Annotated in this window: 19 protein-coding genes; 11 read left to right on the top strand and 8 right to left on the bottom strand. The window is 72.5% G+C overall.

The genetic code is table 11. The features are described 5' to 3' along the window. Positions 1-319: 319 nt before the first annotated feature. Positions 320-1210 (top strand): alpha/beta fold hydrolase, encoded by an 891-nt coding sequence (locus ACWDGI_RS24835; protein ID WP_450762411.1) that lies wholly within the window; start codon positions 320-322, stop codon positions 1208-1210. 123 nt (positions 1211-1333) lie between these two features. Here ACWDGI_RS24835 and ACWDGI_RS24840 read toward each other — a convergent pair whose 3' ends face one another. The 3 genes from ACWDGI_RS24840 to ACWDGI_RS24850 all read right to left on the bottom strand — a co-directional run bounded on the left by ACWDGI_RS24840 (position 1334) and on the right by ACWDGI_RS24850 (position 4576). After that, positions 1334-2926: a transporter gene (locus ACWDGI_RS24840; RefSeq protein WP_450762413.1), complete on the bottom strand. Its 1593-nt coding sequence runs from the start codon at positions 2924-2926 to the stop codon at positions 1334-1336. After that, positions 2923-3696 carry an ABC transporter ATP-binding protein gene (locus ACWDGI_RS24845; protein ID WP_450762415.1) on the bottom strand — a complete coding sequence of 258 codons (774 nt, stop codon included), beginning with the start codon at positions 3694-3696 and terminating at the stop codon, positions 2923-2925. The genes ACWDGI_RS24840 and ACWDGI_RS24845 overlap by 4 nt, the downstream gene beginning before the upstream one ends. Before the next feature lie 217 nt (positions 3697-3913). Continuing rightward, positions 3914-4576: a bifunctional DNA primase/polymerase gene (locus ACWDGI_RS24850; protein ID WP_450762417.1), complete on the bottom strand. Its 663-nt coding sequence runs from the start codon at positions 4574-4576 to the stop codon at positions 3914-3916. A gap of 274 nt (positions 4577-4850) precedes the next feature. Between ACWDGI_RS24850 and ACWDGI_RS24855 the strand changes: the two genes are divergently transcribed. Both ACWDGI_RS24855 and ACWDGI_RS24860 read left to right on the top strand, forming a co-directional pair. Further along, positions 4851-6236, top strand: coding sequence for a transcriptional regulator (locus ACWDGI_RS24855; protein WP_450762419.1), 1386 nt, complete (start codon positions 4851-4853; stop codon positions 6234-6236). 201 nt (positions 6237-6437) lie between these two features. After that, positions 6438-8099, top strand: coding sequence for a hypothetical protein (locus ACWDGI_RS24860; protein WP_450762421.1), 1662 nt, complete (start codon positions 6438-6440; stop codon positions 8097-8099). Between the two features lie 61 nt (positions 8100-8160). Here ACWDGI_RS24860 and ACWDGI_RS24865 read toward each other — a convergent pair whose 3' ends face one another. Further along, entirely contained in the window at positions 8161-9465 is a 1305-nt protein-coding gene (locus tag ACWDGI_RS24865; RefSeq protein ID WP_450762422.1) for an ABC transporter substrate-binding protein, read from the bottom strand. A gap of 117 nt (positions 9466-9582) precedes the next feature. On the opposite strand from ACWDGI_RS24865, the gene ACWDGI_RS24870 reads away from it, so the two are divergent. Then, entirely contained in the window at positions 9583-10083 is a 501-nt protein-coding gene (locus tag ACWDGI_RS24870) for an SCO4402 family protein (RefSeq protein ID WP_450762424.1), read from the top strand. Between the two features lie 56 nt (positions 10084-10139). Next, complete coding sequence (gene purU, locus ACWDGI_RS24875; protein ID WP_450762426.1) at positions 10140-11024, top strand: formyltetrahydrofolate deformylase; 885 nt, start codon at positions 10140-10142, stop codon at positions 11022-11024. A 189-nt stretch (positions 11025-11213) separates the two neighbouring features. Here the strand turns inward: purU and ACWDGI_RS24880 are convergent, their stop codons facing one another. Both ACWDGI_RS24880 and ACWDGI_RS24885 read right to left on the bottom strand, forming a co-directional pair. Continuing rightward, entirely contained in the window at positions 11214-12500 is a 1287-nt protein-coding gene (locus ACWDGI_RS24880; RefSeq protein WP_450762428.1) for a maleylpyruvate isomerase N-terminal domain-containing protein, read from the bottom strand. Then, on the bottom strand, positions 12497-13075 hold the full coding sequence (locus tag ACWDGI_RS24885; RefSeq protein ID WP_450762430.1) for a sigma-70 family RNA polymerase sigma factor: 579 nt from the start codon (positions 13073-13075) through the stop codon (positions 12497-12499). Before ACWDGI_RS24885 ends, ACWDGI_RS24880 begins: the two co-directional genes overlap by 4 nt. 393 nt (positions 13076-13468) lie before the next feature. Between ACWDGI_RS24885 and ACWDGI_RS24890 the strand changes: the two genes are divergently transcribed. Together ACWDGI_RS24890 and ACWDGI_RS24895 are read left to right on the top strand one after the other, a co-directional pair. After that, complete coding sequence (locus ACWDGI_RS24890) at positions 13469-13843, top strand: STAS domain-containing protein (protein WP_450762432.1); 375 nt, start codon at positions 13469-13471, stop codon at positions 13841-13843. Between the two features lie 210 nt (positions 13844-14053). After that, on the top strand, positions 14054-14566 hold the full coding sequence (locus tag ACWDGI_RS24895) for an EF-hand domain-containing protein (RefSeq protein WP_450762434.1): 513 nt from the start codon (positions 14054-14056) through the stop codon (positions 14564-14566). Here ACWDGI_RS24895 and ACWDGI_RS24900 read toward each other — a convergent pair. Beyond that, the gene (locus ACWDGI_RS24900; protein ID WP_450762436.1) at positions 14550-16259 is read right to left on the bottom strand and encodes a class I adenylate-forming enzyme family protein; all 1710 of its coding nucleotides are present in this window, start codon (positions 16257-16259) and stop codon (positions 14550-14552) included. The genes ACWDGI_RS24895 and ACWDGI_RS24900 overlap by 17 nt on opposite strands. A gap of 128 nt (positions 16260-16387) precedes the next feature. On the opposite strand from ACWDGI_RS24900, the gene ACWDGI_RS24905 reads away from it, so the two are divergent. The 3 genes from ACWDGI_RS24905 (at position 16388) to ACWDGI_RS24915 (ending at position 19423) form a co-directional block, all read left to right on the top strand. Further along, a complete protein-coding gene (locus tag ACWDGI_RS24905) occupies positions 16388-17518 on the top strand; it encodes an acyl-CoA dehydrogenase family protein (RefSeq protein ID WP_450762438.1) in 1131 nt (376 codons plus the stop codon). A gap of 6 nt (positions 17519-17524) precedes the next feature. Continuing rightward, positions 17525-18394 (top strand): acyl-CoA dehydrogenase family protein, encoded by an 870-nt coding sequence (locus ACWDGI_RS24910; RefSeq protein WP_450762440.1) that lies wholly within the window; start codon positions 17525-17527, stop codon positions 18392-18394. A gap of 552 nt (positions 18395-18946) precedes the next feature. Beyond that, positions 18947-19423 (top strand): ATP-binding protein, encoded by a 477-nt coding sequence (locus tag ACWDGI_RS24915; RefSeq protein WP_450762619.1) that lies wholly within the window; start codon positions 18947-18949, stop codon positions 19421-19423. Positions 19424-19749: 326 nt separating this feature from the next. Here ACWDGI_RS24915 and ACWDGI_RS24920 read toward each other — a convergent pair whose 3' ends face one another. Continuing rightward, on the bottom strand, positions 19750-20685 hold the full coding sequence (locus tag ACWDGI_RS24920; protein WP_450762442.1) for a cyclase family protein: 936 nt from the start codon (positions 20683-20685) through the stop codon (positions 19750-19752). Positions 20686-20771: 86 nt separating this feature from the next. On the opposite strand from ACWDGI_RS24920, the gene ACWDGI_RS24925 reads away from it, so the two are divergent. Further along, entirely contained in the window at positions 20772-21686 is a 915-nt protein-coding gene (locus ACWDGI_RS24925) for an SDR family NAD(P)-dependent oxidoreductase (protein WP_450762444.1), read from the top strand. The last annotated feature ends 40 nt before the right edge of the window (positions 21687-21726 follow it).

Genomic DNA, 21726 nt, shown 5'->3' on the forward strand with positions numbered 1-21726 from the left:
TGTGCCGAAGGCGTGGAAACGGACCTGGGGTTGGCCCCGGCACCCTTCGGTGCCGGGGCCTGTCCTCCCCAGTGCTGACCCGGAGCCCCGAGCTCTCAGGGTCATCCCCTCGGACCGTCTTCCCCGAGCGGTCCGCCCCCCGCAGAAGAAATCCCCCTGGTGGCGCCGATCATGCCTGGGGAGGGGTCACTCGAACGAGGGGTGTTGTCCGCAGCGACCCGATTTTCGAATAGATATTCGATAGTCTGCAGCGGTACCGAGCATCACGAAGCGATACGAGGCGACACTAGGCACGCGGAGCTAGGGGGGTGCCAGGCGCATGGCACGACGCATCGACGTGACAGGAGCCGGCGGCGTGCACCTCGCCGCCTGGGAGTTCGCGGACCCGCCCAAGGCGGAGGATCCGGCGCGGCCGCACGGTGACCGTCCCGACCCGGACCGTTCGTTCCCCGGCGTGCTGTTACTGCACGGCCTGATGGGCCGCGCCTCGCACTGGGCCTCCACCGCCCGCTGGCTCTCCGGCCGCCACCGCGCCGTCGCCCTCGACCAGCGCGGCCACGGCCAGAGCGAGAAGCCCCCGCAGGCCGCGTACACGCGTGAGGCGTACGTCGAGGACGCCGCGGCCGCCATCGAGCAGCTGGACCTCGGCCCGGCGGTGCTCATCGGCCACGCGATGGGCGCGCTGACCGCCTGGCAGCTCGCCGCGAAGCGCCCCGAACTGGTCCGGGGCCTGATCATCTGCGACATGCGGGCCTCCGCGCTCGGCGCGGCCTCGCAGCGCGAGTGGGCCGACTGGTTCAAGTCCTGGCCCGTCCCCTTCGCCACGCTCGCCGACGTACGCAAGTGGTTCGGCGAGGACGATCCCTGGGTGGAGCGGCCGAACCCGGCGCGCGGGGAGTTCTACGCCGAGGTGATGCACGAGGGCGCCGACGGGTGGCGGCCCGTCTTCGACCCCGACCAGATGCTGAAGTCCCGGGAGACCTGGGTGTACGACGCGCACTGGGAGGAACTGGCCCAGGTGCCGTGTCCCGCGCTGGTGGTGCGCGGGGTGGACGGGGAGCTGGGGCGGGCGGAGGCGCAGGAGATGGTGCGGGTCCTTGCCAAGGGGGAGTACGCCGAGGTGGCCGAGGCGGGGCATCTGCTGCCGTATGACCGGCCGGAGGCCTGGCGGGCGGCTGTGGAGCCGTTTCTCGATCGGGTGGGGGAGTAGGAGCGCCTGTGGGGGAGGGGGTGCGCGGGCTCGGCGGGTGCGGGTCGTGGGTGGTTGCTCGCGCCCACGCGGCGGAGCCGCAAATTCAACACGGCCCCGCGCCCCTGTGGGGGCGTGCTGCAGTTACCCCTTGCTGACAGCTGCGAGGATCTCCGGCAGGCTCGCCGCCGTGCGCGGTGCCGCCAGGCGCAGGCCCGCCCAGGTGATCGCCGCCCCGTAGGCCGCGCCCACCGGCAGCAGCACCCAGGTCCACTCCCCGCCCCCCGCGCTCACGTTCAGCGCGATCGTCAGGGCGATGACGGGGGCGCACAGGAGGGCCGCCGAGACCATGCCGCCGAAGATCGCGATCCAGGCCAGGCCGGCCTGGCCGGCGGCGACGTTCTTGTGGCCCTCCTGGGGGATGGAGTACGGGAAGCGGGCCGAGGTCCAGGCGCCGGTCGCCAGCATCGCGCCGAGCAGGGCGAAGGACAGGCCGAGCACCTCGGGCAGCCGGGGCCAGTCGCCCAGCATGGCCGTGGTCAGGACGGTCACCAGCGCCGCGTACGGCAGGGTGATCACCAGCAGGGCCAGCGCACGCCCGCGCACTTCGACATAGGCGTCCCGCGGGGATGAGATGGTCATCGCGACCATCCAGAAGGCGGAGGTGTCCTGCCCGAACTGGTTGTACATCTGGATGCCGAGCATCCCGGCGGCGAAGCACGCGAAGTAGACCGAGCCGGTGCCCTGGAGGGCGTTGAAGACGGGCACGATCAGGCCGATGGCCAGCGAGGTCACCCAGGCGGCCTTGGTCTTGGGGTCGCGCCAGACGTAGCGCAGGCTGCGCGCCATGACCGTTCCGGTACGGCCGGCGGGGAGCAGGTGTCCCAGGCCCGCGCCGTCGGAGGAACGGCTCCGGACGGCCGGGTCGGGCGCCTGGAGCGTCGAGCCGTCCGGGGCGGTCATCAGCCGGGTCAGCGTCCGCGCCCAGGCGCCGACGAGCAACGCCAGGGCGGCCACGGACAGGCCCAGTTGTGCGGCGGCCGTGCCGTACGCACCGTCGCTCGCCGAGTGCACCGCGCCGATCGCCGAGGCCGGCGGCAGCCAGCGCACCACGTCGGCCACCGGCGCGAGCTCCCCGAGCCCGGCCGAACCCAGGCTCCGGGCACCGAAGTTGACCAGCTGCGCCCCGATCGCGATGACCAGGCCGCTCAGTACGGCCAGGTCACGGCCCTTGCGGCTGCTGAGCAGCCGTACGTTCGCGGCGGCCACGGCCCGTGCGAGGGCCACGCAGACCAGCAGTGCGAGGGCCACGGCGACGACCGCGACGCCGTACCCGGCCGCCCCGTGCGCCACGGATACCGCGCAGCCCACCAGCAGCATGAGCGAGAACAGCGGGCCGATGCCGACCAGGGAGGCGGCCAGCAGGGCCCGTACCAGCGGCCTGGGCCGCAGCGGGAGCATCACCAGGCGGGTCGGGTCCAGGGTCTCGTCGCCGCTCGGGAAGAACAGCGGCATCACCGCCCATCCGAGCGCCAGCACCGCGGTCCCCGGCACGGCCACGGCATCCGCGTGCGCATGGCCGCGCAGCAGGATCAGGCCCAGCAGCTGCACCGCCCCGAACAGCAGCGCGAGCACGGCCGACACGACGAACGCGGCCCGGCGGCCACCGGACTGCCGCAGTCCGTTGCGCAACAGCGACAGCTTCAGCCGTACGACGGTGGTGGTCACGTCCGTCATCGGGCCGCCCCGCCGCCCAGCCAGTCCAGGTCCGACGCGGCGTCCCGCCCGCTCGCCCCGACCAGTTCCAGGAAGGCGGCCTGGAGGGTGCCGTGCGCCCCGCGCACGTCCGCCAGGGTGCCCGTCGCACGGATCCGCCCGGCCGCCATCACCGCCACCCAGTCGCACAGCGACTCGACGAGTTCCATGACGTGGGAGGAGAAGACGACGGTCGCGCCGGAGGCCGTGTAACGCTCCAGTACGCCCCGGATGGTCTGCGCGGACACCGGGTCGACGCCCTCGAACGGCTCGTCCAGGAAGAGGACTTCGGGGTTGTGGAGGAGAGCCGCCGCGAGCCCGATCTTCTTGCGCATGCCGGTCGAGTAGTCGACGACGAGCTTGTGCTGGGAACCGGCGAGATCGAGCACGTCCAGGAGCTGGGTGGCCCGCTTGTCGACCTCGGCGCCGGGCAGTCCGCGCAGCCGGCCGCTGTAGCCGAGCAGTTCGCGTCCGGAGAGCCGCTCGAAGAGCCGCAGCCCTTCGGGCAGCACGCCGATCCGGGCCTTCACCGCCACCGGGTCCTGCCACACGTCGTGCCCGACCACCTCGACACTTCCCTGGTCCGGTCGGAGCAGCCCGGTCACCATGGAGAGGGTGGTGGTCTTCCCGGCCCCGTTCGGCCCGACCAGCCCGACGAACTTACCGGCGGGCAGCGACAGATCGATCCCGCCGACGGCCACCTGCTGCCCAAACCGCTTCCAGAGCCCACGAACACGAACGGCATCGGTCATGCCAGAACCCTACGGTGGAGTCGGGTCTACGAGGGTGGGGGCGGGGGTTTCGCTCACCGGCGCTTGCAGGGTGCCGCTGCGCCCACCCGTGCCGCCCTGCGGCACGATCGCCCGCAGCTGGGCGGCCGGCCCCGTCAGGGGCGCGGGAAACTGCGCGACCGGCCACATCGCGCCCGCAGTCGCCACGACCACGGCACCCGGCAGCCCAGCAGGCGCGCTACCGGTCCCGCCCGCACGCATAGGCCAGAGCCGAGATCAACTCCTCCGCGTCCGGCAGCCACCGGTTCGCCGGCGTCGGCCGGCAGGCCCACTGCACCGCACCCCGGGAGCCCAGCCGCGTCGGCGGCGCCGGCACGTACGCGCCCTCACCCAGCGCCGTGAGGTCCAGCGACGCCGGCGCCCAGCCCAGCTTCCGTACCAGCTCCGGCACCTTCACCGCCCCGCCCGGCAGCACGAAGAACTGCATCCGGCGGTCGGGCGTGAGCGTCACGGGACCGAGCGTCAGCTCCATCCGCTCCATCCGCGCCAGCGCCAGGAACCCGGCCGTCTCCGGGACGGACAACGCGTCGAAGGTCCGTCCCGTCGGCAGCAGGATCGAGGCCGTCGGCTGTTTCTGCCACATCCGGCGCGCCACCGTCGCACTACCGGTCGCCTGCGACGCCCAGTCCGGGCGCGCCGCGTGTGCGCCGGGCGCCGCGCACGCGACCTCCCCGCAGGAACAGCACTGCACCCCCTCGACCGCTTCCAGCCAGGTGCCGGGGAAGACGTCCCAGTGGCGCTCCTCGGCGTAGCGTACGGCGGTCTCCAGCAGCGATTCCCCGCGCTGCTTCGGAATCTGAGCGGCTTCGGTGCCGACGATCGTCTCTTCCACGTTCATCACAACTCCCGCACCCACCTGGAGTTACGGGCGTAGCGCGCGCGGGGGAGGAGCATCTTTTCCGCAATTGGGGCGCATGGATGCACGTGTGGGGGCGCGCAGGAGGAACCGGGGCGTGAGCGGGTAGTCCCCTGTGGGGGGTTGGCGGCGGTCCTACCCGCAATTCCGCTGCTTTTACCCGGCAATCCTCGCATGTCCCGCATTTTCGGTATGTCCGCTGGGCAGTGATCGTCAAGGCCGGATCTTTTCCCTACAGGGAGTTCGCAGGGGGTACGCCATGGCCGCAAGGCCGCTTGTCGCGCGGCAGCCGAACGAACGGTTGCAGGCGCTCATCCAGGAGGCGGGGTGCTCGAACGCCGGGCTCGCCCGCCGGGTCAACATGTGCGGCGCGGAGCACGGTCTCGACCTCCGGTACGACAAGACGTCCGTGGCCCGCTGGCTGCGCGGACAGCAGCCGCGGGGCCGCGCGCCCGCGATCATCGCCGAGGCGCTGGGGCGCAAGCTGGGCCGTACGGTCACGATCGACGAGATCGGCATGGCCAACGGCAAGAACCTCGCGTCGGGCGTCGGCCTCCAGTTCTCGCCGACGGTCCTGGGGGCCATCGAGCAGGTCTGCGAGCTGTGGCGCAGTGACGTGGGCCGCCGGGACTTCCTCTCCGGTTCCTCGGTCGCCGCGTCCGCGCTGGTCGAGCCCAGCCGGGACTGGCTGATCTCGGCGCCGGACGCACAGGTGGCGCGGCAGGCCGGCCCGCGGGTCGGGCCGTCGGACGTCGCGGCCGTGAAGGCCATGACACAGGCGCTCACCGACCTGGACCACCAGTACGGCAGCGGGCATGTGCGCCCGGTCGTCGTGCACTACCTCAACAGCGTGGTCTCCGGACTGCTCGCCGGGTCCTACCGGGAGTCCGTGGGGCGGGAGTTGTTCGCGGCCGTCGCCCGGCTCACCGAGCTCGCCGGCTACATGGCCGTCGACACCGGGCAACCCGGACTCGCCCAGCGGTACTACATCCAGTCGCTGCGCCTGGCGCAGGCCGCCGGTGACCGCGGGTACGGCGGCTATGTGCTCGCCGCCTCCATGAGCCACCTCGCGGCGCAGCTCGGGAACCCGCGGGAGATCGCCCAGTTGGCGCGGGCGGCGCAGGAGGGGGCGCGCGGGCGCGTGACTCCGCGCGCGGAGGCCATGTTCTACGCGGCCGAGGCCCGTGGGCACGCGCTGCTGGGCGACGCGCGGTCGGCCCAGCTGGCGTCCGGGCGCGCGGTGTCGGCGATGGAGGCCGCCGATCCGTCCTCCGGGGACGACCCGGCGTGGATCGCCCACTTCGACGAGGCCTATCTCGCCGACGAGTTGGCGCACTGCCACCGTGACCTGGGCCAGGCCGAGGCGGCCGCGAGGAGCGCGGAGCAGTCGCTGGCCGGGCACCCGCCGACGCGGGCGCGGCGCCGCGCGATCGGCTATGTGCTCCTCGCCACGGCGCAGGTGCAGCAGCGCGAGATCGAGCAGGCCTGTGCCACCGGGCTGAAGGCGGTGGAACTGCTCGAGACGGTCCGCTCCAACCGGGGCGCCGAGTACCTGGAGGACTTCCAGCAGCGCCTGGAGCCGTTCCGGGACGAACCGGTCGTCAGGGAGTTCGGCGCCCGGCTGGATCTACAGGCGGCCGCATGAATTCATGCCCCGCGGATGCGTGAACGTGTGGGAAACCACACCTTGCCGAGCGAGAGGCGGCATATACAGCGCACCGCGGGGCGGTTTTGTTACTGCTGCCACAGGGAAGAAGATCGCGCCCTTGGCTGCGTGGCACCTTGCTGAGGGGACCCGGTAGCGTGAGCCGACGATTCACAAGGTCCCCCATTAGTAGGAGTCCCGGTGACGCAGAGTGGACAGGGCGAGCCCGCGCGCGAAGGCATCGTGCTGCCCTCCGACGGTGGCGAGCCGCTGCTGCCGGGCATGACGGGCGTTCCCGCCCCCCTGTCACAGCCGCCCGCCCCCGCCCCGGCGCCGACCACCGCGCCCTCCGAGGGCCAGGCCTGGGGGCAGCCGTGGGGGCCCGGTCACCAGCAGGGCGCGCCGCAGCCCGAGCAGGGCTGGCCGCAGGCGGCCGGCCAGGAGTGGAACACCCAGGAGCCGGCGCCCGAGCTGCCGCCCGCGTGGAACGCCCAGTCGCACGCCGCCCAGTCCCAGGCCGCGCAGTCCCAGGCCGCCCAGTCCCACGCCGACCAGTACCGGTCCCCCGGCTCCGGCGCCGGCCCGCTCCCGCCGGAGGGGGCGCCCGCCCCGTCGTACGGCGGCGGCTACGAGCAGTCGTACGGCTACGGCGCACAGCCCCAGCAGTCGTACGGCGCCCCGGGGACCGGCGGCCAGGACCCCTACGGCGCCCCGGGTGCCGCGCTGCCGCCCGCCGTCCCGCACGGAGGCCACGGCGGATACCCCGGTGCCCTGCCGTCCGCCGACGAGGGCGCGACCCAGTTCATCCCGCCGGTGCCCGCCGCGCCGGTGGACGGGGGGGCCACGCAGTACATACCGCCGGTGGCGGCGGCCCCCGAGGGGGCCACCCAGCTGATACCGCCGATCGGCCCGGGTGCGCTGCCGCCGGAGATGTCCCACGAGCAGACCACCTTCCTGGGCCGGCAGTCCGCGCCCGCCGCGCACTCCGACGCCGACGCCACGCAGTTCATCCCGCCGTACCAGGCCGGTGCCGAGCAGGGCGGCGACCGGCAGCCGCCCGCCGAGTTCGACAACCTCTTCCGCAGCGGTCCGGGTGGCGAGCCCCCGGCCGCGTCCACGGCCCAGCTGCCGCGCTTCCAGCAGCCGCCGCCGAGCTTCCAGCAGCAGCCGGCGTACACCCCGCCCCCGTCGTCGTACGACCACGATCATGACGGTGACGGTGGTGGCCGGGGCGGTCGTGGCCGGTCGAAGGTGCCGGTGATCGCGGCCGTCGGGATCGGGATCGCCGTCCTCGGGATCGGAGCCGGTGCCCTGTTCAGCGGGGGTGGCGGGGGCTCGGGCGACGACAGCAAGACGGTCGCCGCGTCCGCGCCCGCCGGCGACGCCTCCTCGTCGGCCGGGGCCGACGAGGGGAAGGCGCAGGCCGCCGCCCTGGACAAGCTGCTCGCCGACAGCGGCAGCAGCCGGGCCACGGTGATCGGTGCCGTGGCCAATGTGAAGCAGTGCAAGAACCTGGACGGCTCCGCCTCCGACCTGCGCAATGCCGCCACGCAGCGGGCCGCGCTGGTCACCCGGCTGTCGAAGCTGTCCGTCGACAAGCTGCCGGCCAACGCCGAGCTGACCAACGCCCTCACCAAGGCCTGGCAGGCCTCCGCGAACGCCGACAACCACTACGCGGCCTGGGCCGACCAGACCAAGGGCAAACACGGCTGCCACAAGGGCCAGGCCCGCGCCACCGGCCAGACCGCGGCGGGCAACCAGGAGAGCGGCACCGCCAGCTCCCAGAAGGTGAAGGCGGCCGCGCTGTGGAACACGATCGCGAGCAAGTACGGGCTGACCCAGCGGCAGCCGACCCAGCTGTGAGAGCGGGCCGGCGGTAGGAGCCGGTCAGCGGGTCGGCCGGGCAGCCGGCCGACCCGGCAGGTCAGGTGAGGTTCGCGTTCTCCAGGATCTTGGTCATGTCCAGCGCGTTCTTGTTCGCCGACTGGAGCAGGCCGCCCTTGACCGTCTGGACGTTCACGTCGGTGTTGACCAGCCGGGAGAAGCCGGCCGCGGACAGCTTGCCCTGGTAGGGCCAGGACAGCGCCGGGGTGAGGCCGCCGGTGGAGACCTTCAGGCCGTCGTTGAGGGTGCGGCGCACACTGTCGGCGCTGACGTCGCCGGTGCCGATCTTCTTCAGGGCGGCGATCAGGACCTGGTAGGCGATCCAGGTCGTCTGCACCCCGGCGTCGGCCGGGTCGATCCGGTTGTCGCCGAAGGCCTCCTTGCTGATGACCTTCTTCATCTGGTTCCAGCGCGCGTCCGAGGCCACCGGGTACCAGCCGGTGATGTACGACCCCTCGTACGGGCCGGACGCACCGCCGGTGGAGTTGATCACCGTCTGGTCGACGCTGCCGACCTCGGCGGCCGTCTTCACCTTCGGGTAGTCCTGGCGGGCCCGCTGGAAGTTGTCCATGAAGGTGGCCGTGCGGTCACCGAGCTCGGGCACCACACAGCCCGTCTTCAGCGAGTCCGAGCTGGCGCTCTCCAGCGCCTTCTGCGACTGCTTGTCGTACTCGGTGAGGTCCTCGGCCGCCAGCTGGTCGTTCGACTTGGCGTGGCCGCCGGCCTGCAGTCCCGAGTCGAGCAGCTGGGGCAGCTGGTCGCCGGCGATGGTGTCCGGGCGGACCAGGGTGACCGGGCCGCAGGTGTCGGCCAGCGCCTCCCCGAGCCCGGACAGCAGGGTGAGCTGGCCGCCGTTGACCGGGTAGGAGACGGGGCTGGTGAACTCCTCGTTCGACGCCCCGTAGCCGCCTATGTAGGGGATGGCGGCGCCTTCCAGCGCGGCGAAGTAGGAGTCGCCGAACTGGCTGTAGGAGCCGACGACGGCGACGACGTTCTCGTCGGCCGCCTTCTGGGCGCAGTTCGCGGCGCCCACGCTGGAGTTGTGGTCGTTGCAGGTGACCAGCTTGAGCTTGTGGCCGTCGACGCCGCCCTGGGAGTTGACCCAGCGGACGATGGCCGACGCCATGGCGGGCATGCCGGGCTTGTTGGTGGCGCCGGTCTTCTGCGGCGCCCAGGTCATCACCTTGATCTCGTCGCCCCCCGAGCCCGACAGTCCCGGGACGGCCCCGCAGCCGGCGGCGAGTGACGCACAGGCGGTCATGGCGACCGCGGACAGCACGGTGGCTCTGACGCGCCGGTGGGTCGTGGGGAGGAGGGTGCTGAGGGTGAGGCGCCTGCCGGTCATGGACACGCACGATTCCGTCACATCACTAACCTCCGAGTGACCCATGGTCAATGAGAGGTGACGCGCAGGTGAATTACGGGGGCCGGTGACGGGCGTGTGACGAGGAACGTACGATCGATGACCGTGCAAGGTTCGGAGAACTCTTCCCGTCGCGGCCGTCGCTCCTCCACCATGGGCGGCATGCCACTCAATGACATGCCGTGGTGGCGCTGGCGCAGCAATGTGCGCTCCGCGCTGCACATGCTCTCCGACCCGGAGTTCCAGCGGAACGTCTGGCTGGCCGGTCAGGAGGGATACGGCGACGTGACCGACGCGGTCTACCGGCTGGTCGAGGACACCTGGCTGGACAACTGGTCCGCGGAGAAATACGTCGGGACGATATTCCGCGACTCGCAGGAGGCGGCGCTCGTCGACACCGCCGTCCTGCGGGTGCTGCGGATCATGCACCAGGTGGGGCCGGACGCGCACGTCTCCGTGTACCTGGAGCACCAGGGGTGGCCGGACGCGGTCCGGGCGGCCTGGGACGCGCACACGCGCCTGGCGGCGAGCGACGGCGACGATCCGGACATCCCGCCGCGCAGCCTCGAGGTGCTGCGGATCATGACGCGGGCGGCGTGAGTCCGCGAAGCGGACGCTGACCGCCCGGGGCGGCCGGGCATGAGATTCTGTGGTGCATGACCGATCAGTCCACCCGAGCCCAGGCCGCCCTGGCCGACCAGTACGTCCTCACCCTCTCCTGCCCGGACAAGCAGGGCATCGTGCACGCCGTGTCGAGCTACCTGTTCATGACCGGCTGCAACATCGAGGACAGCCAGCAGTTCGGGGACCACGACACGGGTCTGTTCTTCATGCGCGTGCACTTCTCGGCCGAGGCGCCGGTGACGGTCGACAAGCTGCGGGCCAGTTTCGCGGCGGTCGGTGACTCCTTCCACATGGACTGGCAGATCAACCGGGCCGACGAGCGGATGCGCGTCGTCCTCATGGTCAGCAAGTTCGGGCACTGCCTGAACGACCTGCTCTTCCGCGCGCGGATCGGCGCACTGCCGGTGGAGATCGCCGCGGTGGTCTCCAACCACACCGAATTCGCGGAACTGGTGGAGTCGTACCACGTCCCCTTCGTCCACATCCCGGTGACGAAGGAGACCAAGGCGGACGCGGAGGCCCAGCTCCTGGAGCTGGTCCGCGAGGAGAACGTCGAGCTGGTGGTCCTGGCCCGGTACATGCAGGTCCTCTCGGACGAGCTGTGCAAGCAGCTCAGCGGCCGGATCATCAACATCCACCACTCGTTCCTGCCGAGCTTCAAGGGCGCGAAGCCCTACCACCAGGCGCATGCGCGGGGCGTCAAGCTGATCGGGGCGACGGCGCACTACGTCACGGCGGACCTCGACGAGGGGCCGATCATCGAGCAGGAGGTCGAGCGGGTGGGCCACGGCGTCACCCCGGACCAGCTGGTCGCGATCGGGCGGGACGTGGAGTGCCAGGCGCTGGCGCGGGCGGTGAAGTGGCACGCGGAGCGACGCATCCTGCTCAACGGCCGGCGAACGGTCGTCTTCGCCTGACCGTTCCTCTCGCCCGAGGGGCGGGGTGGTGCGGTCGTTCGGCGGCCGCGGGGGCGTGGGGGCCGTTCGCGCAGTTCCCCGCGCCCCTGGAAAAGACGGGGCTGCGCCCCGCTTTTGGCTTTTGGGGGCGCGGGGAACTGCGCGATCAGCCACGAACCACTCGCGGCCGCCGGACGACCGCGGCTCCCCCTACATCCGGCTCAGGCTCGCCGCCGCGAACAGGACATCTCTGATCGCCGCCCGGTCTCCCAGTTGCCCCGCCGCCGCATCCTCCGGAGGAACGTGGCCCGCGGCCAGCCGGCAGAACTCCACGTCGTCCAGTGCCACGTGCGCCACCTCGAACTCCTCCGAGCCCACCGCCCCCGGCGAGTCCAGCGGGATCAGCCACTCGCCGCCCCCGTTGCCCTCGATCTCCAGCCGCAGGCTGCGGCCGGGCTGTCCCGCAGGGACCAGGTGCGGGGTCGGCCCGGGCGCCGCCAGCCCCGCCTGCCGGCGCGCCGCCAGCGCAGCGGGCAGCATCCGCGCCGCGAGGTCGATCATCCGGTGCAGGTACCTCGGGGCCGGCGGCTCGTAGGGGTAGTCCACGGCCACCGCGATGTCCTCCGCGTGCACCCAGCACTCGAAGGCACGGTCCAGCATCGCGTCGTGCAACGGCAGCGCGAAGTCGCCGTACGACACCCCGAGGCGCCCGGCGCCGCTGCCGGTGAAGGAGACGGTCTGCACGAGCCGGTGGCTCTGCTCCCGCCAGGGAACCCGCACCGCACGGGTCGGCGGGAAGTGCGAGGCCTGCCAGAAGGCCTCGGTGCGGGCCGAGGGGCCCTGTCCGGGCGCCGCGCCCAGCGGGTCGTCCAGGCCGAGTGCGGCCGCCACCAGGCCGTCGACGGACAGCAGGTGCGCGATGACCCCGGCGACCGTCGTACGGCGGCTCGTCGGCGCCGCGCCGTCGAACCAGCGCAGCCGTACCGGCGCGTGCCACTCCGCGTCGCCGATGTCCTGGAGCAGGGCGTCCAGGCGGGCGGTCTCGGCGTCGTAGGGTGCCGCCCACTCGGGGATCGGGATGCGCGGCGGCCGGCGGTCCAGGCAGGCCTCCAGGACGCGGGTGCGCAGACCGGGGTCGAGGTCGAGGCTCTCCGGCTGGTGCAGCAGGCCGACCGCCTCGCGCAGCCGCCGTGCCTCGTCCGCGCAGGCCCCGCAGTCGCCGAGGTGGATCTCGACGGAGAGGGCCTCCGCCGGCGAGCAGGCGGCCAGCGCCCAGGCACCCAGCAGCGACTTCAGGACGTCGTGCGGCAACTCCAGTGGTGCCGGCGGCAGGTCGTCGAGTCCGGGCAGCGGACGCCCGCCGTCCTCGACGGAGGCCCGGGGCAGCGGGATGCGCGGCGGCCCGCCCGGCTCGCCGCCGCCGTCCCGCGGCACGTCACCGGCCCCGCCGCCGGACCCCGTGCCGTCGTGCGCGTCGAAGGGATCGGCGCCGGTCACTCCGCACCTCCGTACCCGGGCGGTCTCCCGGCGTCATGTGCGGTGGAGAGCAGCAGCAGCCCGAGGCGCAGCCGGCGGCGGGCCTCGTCCTCGGTGACGTCGAGGTCCACGGCGGTCTGGCGGTAGTCACGTCGCTGGAAGTAGGCGAGGTCCAGGGCGGCGCGCAGCGGGGTCGGCATGGAGTGCACGATGTAGTCGGCGCGGGCGGCGACGGAGGCGCGCCGCACCTTGCGCTCCAGCTCCTCCGTGGCCTCCGCGCCGGTGTCGCCCGGGGTGAGCGCGGCGGTCTCGGTGGCCCTGAGGCGCTGCACGGCGAGCCGGTGGGTCAGGGCGGCGACCCAGGAGCGCAGCGGGCCCTGCCTGGGGTCGTAGGCGTCCGGATGTTCCCAGACATGGGCGAAGACCTCGCGGGTTATGGAGTCGGCGGCCCGCTCGTCCCCGAGGACGCGGTGGGCCAGGCCGTGCACGAGCGAGGCGAAGCGGTCGTAGAGCTCGCCGAGGGCGGCGGCCTCGCCGCGCGCGAGCCGCTGCTGCATCTTGCGGTCCCAGCGGGGCGGTACGTCCTTCTTCGCCATGCGGCCCCCTCCCCGTGCCTGCGTCCAGCGTGTCTCCACCGTCTCCTCGAATGTAGTCGGCACGTCGGACGACGCACGCCCCTTTGTGACAATGCGCGCCCCCCGAGGGCCCGCTAGTGGTAGGGGCCTTCGGTGTTCCTCCGTGCGCTTCTCCGTGCGCTGGTCAGTGCGCCCCTCCGGGCGCTTGTGCGGTGTCACCGTCAGGTCCGGGCAAACCCTCTGCTTCTGATCGAACAGGATCGACAGTGACCGAAACAAGACCCTTGCTGATCGTCGCTCGTTTGTCATCCAGGGTTTCGGGGAACGGCCGCTGGGCAGCCGCGCGAAAAGAAGCGAAGGAACTGGCTCCGTTTCCGGGCGGTTCCGGAGATCCGGCGAGCGAAGGGCTGAGCCGTGGCTTTCAAGGTGACCGACGTCGAACAGGGTGACTGGGCCGTGCTCGGGGTGTCGGGCGAACTGGACCTGGTGACCTCGCCGGTGCTGCGCCAGCGGGTGCACGACGCGGTGGCCGACGGCCATCACAGCCTGGTCCTCGACCTCTCCGGCGTCTTCTTCTGCGACTCCAGCGGGGTCGGCGTCCTCATCGCCGCCCGCCGCCTGATCCGCTCCTGCCGGGGCCGGCTGCGGCTGATACTGCCCGCCCAGGGCGCGAGTGACGGTTCTCACGTCAACCGGGTCCTCGGGGCGCTCGGCGTACGACGGCTGTTCGACGTGTACCCCGACATGGACAGCGCGGTCAGCGACGAGGAGGGCCCGCTCTCGGCATAGCGGGCCGCCCTCCGGAGCCGGTGGGCCGGCGGCCGCGACGCGCCCTCCTGCGCCCTCCATAGCCGACGATCACGGCAGTGCCACGTTGTTGTCGCAGAATTCCCCCGGTCTTGGCACAAGGGTCGTTTTCCCGCTCCCGGGGCGCCGCCCGCGTCGTACGCTCCCTGCGAGAGGAACCCCCCCACGTCACGTAAGGCGGCCCGAACACACATGGTCAGCACCGAGTACGAGCGACGGATCGCCGCCCGGTTCGCAACCTTCGACCAGGACGGCAACGGCTGGATCGACCGCGAGGACTTCAACTCGGCGGCCAAGGCGCTGCTCGCCGAGTTCGGCGTCCCCGCCCGCTCCGACAAGGGCCAGGCCCTGTACGCCGGCGCGGAGGGCTTCTGGCAGGGCATGGCCGGCATGGCGGACCGGGACGGCGACCAGCGCATCACCCGCGAGGAGTTCGTGAGCGGCGCGGTCAAGCGGCTGCACGACAACCCCGACCGGTTCGGCGAGATCGCCCGGCCCTTCCTGCACGCTGCCCTCGCCCTCGCGGACACCGCGAACGACGGCACGGCGACCGTCGCCGACACCGTGCGCGTGCTCCGCGTCCTCGGGGTTCCCCCGGAGATCGCCCGTGGGGTGGCGTCCGGCCTCGACATCGACGGCGACGGGAAGGTCGCGGAGACGGAGATCGTCCCCGCGTTCGCCCGCTACTTCACGATCCCGGAGTAGTACTCCCCGGCGCGGAGGACCCCGGCTTCCGTGGTGCGGGAACCGGTGCGGGAATCTCCCCGCCTCCCGGTGCGGGAGCCTTCGCGCTCCCGGGCGCGGCGGCCCCGGGGTCCGGGGCAGGCGCCGAGAAGCGCTCGCGCAGCCTGTACTTGAGCACCTTGCGCAGGGTCTCGTTGCGCGGAAGGGCGTCCACCACCTCCAGCCGCTCCGGCAGCTTGTGCACCGACAGCCCTTCCGCGCGCAGGTGGGCCACCACCTCCGGGAGCGTCAACGCGGCGCTCCCCGGCGGTTGTTCGACCACCGCGCACACCAGCTCCCCGCGCTCCGCGTCCGGCAGCCCCACCACCGCCGCGTCACCGACCGCCGGATGCGCGGCGAGCAGGTCCTCGATCTCCTTCGCCGAGATGTTCTCGCCCTTGCGGATGATCACGTCCTTGAGGCGCCCGGTGAGGACGAGATGACCGCTTTCGGTCAACCGCCCGAGGTCGCCGGTCCGCAGGAACCCGTCCCCGTCGAAGGCCTCGGCGGTCTGCGCCGGATCCAGGTACCCCTGGCACACCGCCTCCCCGCGCAGCCGCACCTCACCCCCCTCGGCGACCCGTATCTCCATCCCCTCAGGGGGCCTGCCCTCGGTCGTCGCCAGGTTCTCCGCCGTGTCGTCCGGCGCCCCCATCGTGATCATCGGCACCTCGGTCATGCCGTACCCGTGCGTCAGCTGCACCCCCATCTCGCGCACCACCGCGTGGTACACCTCCGGGGGCTTGGGCGCCCCGCCGCCGGCCAGCAGCCGCAGCGAGGGAATCACCGGGACCCCCGGCTGCTTGCGCTGCTCCGCCAGGAACATCGAGTAGAACGCCGTCGAGCCGCCCGCCACCGTCACCCCGTGCCTGCGGTACTCCGGGAGGGCGTCCGGCAGCGCGAACTGCTCGAACATGACCGCCGGGAAGCCGTACAGCAGCAGCATCACCGTGTAGTCGGGGCCCGCGATGTGCGCGTACGGGAAGGCCATCGAGCCCACGTCGGCCGCCGTGAGCCGCAACGCGTGCGCCAGGCAGGACCCGCCCGCGATCAGTGAACGGTCCGTGTGGAGAACGCCCTTGGGGTCCGAGGTGGTTCCCGAGGTCCAGTAGATCCACCGGACGGAGGTGCCCTCGGCGGGCGGGGCGGGCAGCACGGCCGGATCGCCGGCGGGCAGCTCGTCGTACGCCTCGAAGATCCCCTTCGCGCCCAGCCGCCGGGCCATCTCCGTGTGGTCGAAGCCGCGCCACACGCCCGGTACGGCGAAGAACTCGGCCCGGGACTCGCGCAGTGCGAAGCCGACCTCGCGGTCCCGGTAGAAGGGGATGACGGGGCTCTGCACGGCGCCCAGGCGGGCCAGCGCGAAGGACAGGACCGCCGTCTCGATGCGGGTGGGCAGCTGCCAGGCGACGACCGTGCCGGGGCGCACGCCCATGGCGTACAGGCCGGCCGCCGTGCGTTCGGCACGCGCGCGCAGGTCGCCGAAGGACAGGGTGCGGTCGCCCTGGAGGAACACCAACCGGCCGGGGGTGAGTTCGGCGCGGCGGGCGACCAGGTCCCAGAGCGTCCGGGCGGCGCCCAGCTCGCGCGCGACGGCGTTCGCTTCGTTCGCGAGGGCTTTCGCCGTGTGCGGGGCCGCGTTCGCCTCGTGTGCGGTGGCGTTCGTTTCGTCCATGGCCGAGCCCCCTGCCGCCGTTAACTGACGAGTCGTCAGATCGTAGGTCCTGGCACCTTGCCGGTCCAGGGGTGCGGGGCTAGCCTGCGAGATCTGACGAGCCATCAGCTCCGTGGGGGTGTCCGCCGGTGGATCTGTCCTGCACACCCGAGGAGGAGAACTTCCGGGCGCGGCTGCGGGAGTGGCTCGCCAAGGTGCTCCCCGGCCTGCCGCCCAAGCCGCGGCCCGAGGACTGGCCGGGCCGCCGCGCCTGGGACCTCGGCTGGCAGCGGACGCTGTACGACGCCGGGTACGCCGACGTCCACTGGGACGCGTCGCCCACCGTGCGGCTGATCTTCCTGGAGGAGACCGAGAGGGCCGGCGCGCCCTATGTGGGCGCCAACTTCGTGGGTCTGCTGCACGCGGGCCCCACCATCGCCGCCGAGGGCACCGGGGAGCAGCGGGCGCGCTGGCTGGCGCCGATCCTGCGCGGGGACGAGGTGTGGTGCCAGGGCTTCAGCGAACCGGGCGCGGGATCCGACCTGGCGGCGCTGCGCACGCGCGCGTGGCGCGACGGGGACGACTACGTGGTGAGCGGATCCAAGATCTGGACCTCGCACGCGGAGGTCGCCGACTGGTGCGAGCTGCTGGTGCGCACGGACCCGCAGGCGCCCCGGCACCAGGGCATCAGCTGGCTGGCCATGCCGATGACCGCGCCGGGCATCACCGTACGGCCGCTGCGCACGCTCGCCGGGTCCGCCGAGTTCGCCGAGGTGTTCCTCGACGAGGTGCGGGTGCCCGTGGCCAACCGGGTGGGCGCCGAGAACGACGGCTGGCGCGTCACCATGGTGACCCTCTCCTTCGAGCGCGGCACCGCCTTCGTCGGCGAGGTCGTCGCCTGCCGCCGGGTGCTCGGCGACCTCGCGCGCGTGGCGCGTGCGAACGGCACCTGGGACGACCCGGAGCTGCGCCGCCGCCTCGGCCGGCTGAACGCCGAGTTCCGGGCGCTGTGGCGGCTGACCCAGTGGAACGTCAGCGAGGCGGAGGGCAGCGGCGTACCCGGCGTCGGCGGCTCGGTCTTCAAACTGCGCTACTCGCACGCCCGGCAGGAGCTGTACGACGCGGCCGCCGCCGTGCTCGGCCCGGACGCCCTCGACCTGGACCGGCCGTGGGTCCTCGACCGGCTCTCCTCCCTCTCGTACACCATCGCGGCCGGGACCTCGCAGATCCAGCGGAACATCGTGGCCGAGCGGATCCTCGGGCTGCCGAAGGGGCGGTGAACGGGCGTGCGCTTCCAACTGAGCGACGACCAGCGGGCGTTGCGGGACGGAATGCGGGAGCTGCTCGCACGCCGGTTCGACGGCGAGGCGCTGCGGGCGGCGGTCGGCGCGCCCGCCCTGGACCGGGGGCTGTGGCGGGAGCTGGGGGCGGCCGGGTTCTTCGCGCTGCGGCTGCCGGAGGCGGACGGCGGGGTCGGACTCGGGCTGCCCGAGGCGGTGTTGGTCTTCGAGGAGGCGGGCCGGGCCCTGCTGACCGGCCCGCTGGTGGCCACCCACCTGGCGGCGGCCGACGTGCCCGGCGCGGCCACCGGGGAGGCCGTGGTGGCCCGCGTGGACGGCGGCCTGGTGGAGTGGCTGGCCGAGGCCGACGCCGTACGGGGGGACGCGTCCGGGGCCGTGGCACTGCGTTCCGTGGACCCGTTGACACCCCTGCACCGGGTGCTGGGGACGGCGGCCGCGGCACCCGACCCGGTCGCCGTGCTCCTCACCGCCGCCGAGCAGCTCGGCACCGCCACGCGCGCGTGCGAGCTCGCCGTGCAACACGCCCGGACCCGCGAACAGTTCGGGCGGCCGATCGGGGCCTTCCAGGCGGTCAAGCATCTGTGCGCCGAGATGCTGGTGCGCGCCGAGACCGCGCGTGCGGCCGTCTACGCGGCCGCCGTGACCGCCGACCCGGTGGACATCGCGGCGGCCCGGCTGCTCGCCGACGAGGCCGCCGTACGCGGCGCCCGGGACTGTCTCCAGGTGCACGGCGGGATGGGCTTCACCTGGGAGGCGGAGGTGCATCTGCACGTGAAGCGCGCCTGGGTGCGGGCGCAGCGTCGCGGAGGAGACACGGAGAGTGAGGAGATGCTCGCGGCCGACCTGCTCGGGTGAGCGTTCGAAACGGCTCTGGGCTGCGGAATCAGGGGCCCGGACGGCGGAGTGTCGCGGATCGTGGCATTTCGGTGTCACGGAGCGTTGATATCGGGTTGTGTCCAACGCGTGACTCGTCACGGCCTGGAGTCGGGTCTCCCCTCGGGTACCTTCTGTGGGATGCGAGTGGTTCCGAGGACGAGCCATGCCGGCGGTGCCGTCGAAGCGGCCCCGCGGCTCATGGTGCGTACCGGCGCTCGCAGGGCGGTAAGGGCTTGCGCCCCCGCCTGTTCGACTCCCCGCAGCGAGCGTCGCACAGTATGCCGTACGCGTACTCCTTCGCGTTGGAATATGCCCGAAGCGCTTGTTGGGGTGACTGTACGTCAACCATGCTGTCTCGTAAGGGAATCACGTTCCGTGACCCTTGCTCTGGCCGTTGTTCTGGCCATGCAGAAAATGGCTACGATCGTGGCCCTCGTCGTCCTTGTCGTCGCGGTCCTTGTCGTGGCGCTCGCTCGGCGCGGGTTCATGTGTCCGCCGGTTCGGATGGTGTGAGCGGTGCAGGTGCTTCAAGTGCAGCTGGAGATCCGGCCCGACCCCGCGGAGGTGGGACGGGCCAGGAGGTGGGCGCGCTCGCGCCTCGCCGGGTCCGGTATAGCGGCGGACGAGCCGCTGGCCGAGACGCTGATCCTGCTCGTCTCCGAGCTGGTCACCAATGCCGTGGTGCACACGGGCTGTCCGGCCGTGCTGCGGCTCTCGCTGCCGGGCGCGGACCGTGAGGGCGCCGAGGAGTCGGTCACCGTGCGGCTGGAGGTCGCCGACACCAGCGATCGTGCGCCCGTACCGCGGTGCGTCGACAGTGACGCGACCGGCGGCCGGGGTCTTGCCCTCGTCGACGGGCTGGCCGACCGTTGGGGCTGGAGCCCCGAAGGCGCCGGCAAGCGCATCTGGTGCGAACTCGACCGGTGTTCGGAGCCCGGTCGGGGCGCGGCGGTGGCGTACGGAGGCGGGCTGGCCTCGTTCGAGGGGCTGGCGTTCGAGGCGGTGTGATCCCGGTGTGCGGTGATGCGCCGGGGAATGCATCCGTGCGCGCCCATGATGAACCGGGGCATAACTCCTAAAACCTCGAACGGGTGTTGACGCCTTGTGATCGCATGCTCACGCTTGAGGTCTGCGATTCGCCGCGAGGGGACGGCGAGGGGCCTGTTGGCGGACGCCCTCGTCGAGCGTGGGTCGAGTCGGACGGCGGCGTGCGGGACCGGGCTCGGGGCGGGCCGGTGCGCGCAGCCGTCCGGATTCCGGGGGGAATGGGGGAAGGGCGGTGTCACGCCGGTCTCGGCGTGACACCGGCCTCGGGCGGCGACGCGCACGGACCTTCAGAACACGGCCACCGGGGCGACCGGCGTGCCCGTCGCCCCGACGAACGGCTCCGGCATCGCGGACAGCAGGAACGCGTACCGTCCGGTTTCTCCACAGGCTGTGGACAACTTTTCGAGATTCCAGTTCTGGCCCTGCAGCATCCCCATCTCCACCAGGTCCAGGGCGTGCACGGGCAGCCACAGGTCCTCGATCTCGGGCGGGAAGATCTCGAACGTCAGGGTGTCGTTGGCGACGGCGGCCACGTCGCGCGCGTGGAACCACTCCGGGGTGCGCACCGACAGCCCCGGCGACGGATAGCCGTACCCGTGCTTGTCCCCGGCGAGGTACACCTGCACCTGCCCGGTCCGCACCAGCACGATGTCACCGGCGCGGACCGTGGTCCCGGCCAGTTCCTCGGCCGCTTCGAGATCCTCGGGCGTGACCGCGTGGCCGCCCGCCAGCCGGTCCACGCCACGCGCGCGTGCCACGTCCAGCAGCACCCCGCGCGAGACGATGTACGGCGCCTTGTCGATGCCGCCGAACTCGGCACCGCCGTGCGCGGTCACGGACTGCGCCGGGCGGCCGTTGTACACCTTCCCCGAGTGCGAGACATGGGTGAGCGCGTCCCAGTGGGTGCCCGCCTGCAGGCCCATGGTCACCGCGTCGTCGCTGCAGGCGACCGTCCCCGGGCCGAAGAGCTCCTGGTTGATCTGGACCATGACGTGCAGGGGGTTGACCCGCCCCGGGATCATGCCGGTCTGTACGCCGTCCTGCCGGAGCGGGAGGGCGAGCGGGACGCGGCGGCCGGTCCGGACGGTCGCCGCCGCCTCCCGCACCACCTCGTCGGTGATCAGGTTCAGCGTGCCGATCTCGTCGTCGGCACCCCAGCGGCCCCAGTTGTTGACGCGCTTGGCGATGTCGCCAAACGCCGAATGGGCTGTAGGCAGTGACATCTGGGTCCTCCCCGGGGCTTGTGTCCGCGCATCCGTCGCGCCATAAAATCTAACGGTCCGTCAGAAACCGCGGGAAGGGGCCGGTCGTGGGGAACTTCTTGGCAGGCAAGGTCGTCGCCGTGACGGGTGCGGGGCGCGGGATCGGACGGGCGGTCGCGCTGGCGGCGGCGGCCCAGGGGGCGAAGGTCGTCGTCAACGACTACGGCGTCTCGGTCGACGGCGGATCGCCCACCAGTGAGATCGCCGAGGCCGTCGTCAAGGAGATCGAGGCGGCCGGCGGGGACGCGGTCGCGGTCGCCGACGACATCTCCACGATGGCGGGCGGCCGGCGGGTCGTGGACACGGCGCTGTCGTCGTACGGCCGCCTCGACGGGGTCGTGTGCGTGGCCGGGATCCTGCGCGAGCGGATGCTGTTCAACATGGCCGAGGAGGAGTGGGACCCGGTGGTCGCCACCCACCTCAAGGGCACGTTCACGGTGTTCCGGGCGGCGTCGGCGGTGATGCGCGCCCAGCGCGCCGGCACGCTGATCGGCTTCACCAGCGGCAACCACCAGGGCTCCGTCTCGCAGGCCAACTACAGCGCGGCCAAGGGCGGGATCATCTCGCTGGTGCGCAGTGCCGCACTGGGCCTGCACAAGTACGGGGTGACCGCGAACGCGGTGGCGCCGGTGGCCCGGACGCGGATGTCGGCGGGGGTCCCGACGGAACTGACGGAGATCGGCGAACCGGAGGACGTCGCGGCGTTCGTGGTCTACCTGCTGTCGGACGCGGCACGGGACGCGGGCATCACCGGGCAGGTGTACACGGTGGCCGGGCCGAAGATCGCGGTCTGGGCCCAGCCGAGGGAGTTGCGCGCCGCGTACGCCTCGGAAGGGCCCTGGACGCCGGAGCGGATCGCCGAGTTCCTGCCGGGGAGCGTGGGGGTGGACCCGATGCCGATGCTGGCACGCCTGACGGCGATGGAGTCCGCCGCGCGGGCCGGGGAGCGGCCGAACGCCTGAAGGGGGTGGGATGCGGTGGGTTGTGCGAGTGCGGCGCCGT

It is taken from the genome of Streptomyces sp. NPDC001220 (assembly GCF_053597895.1).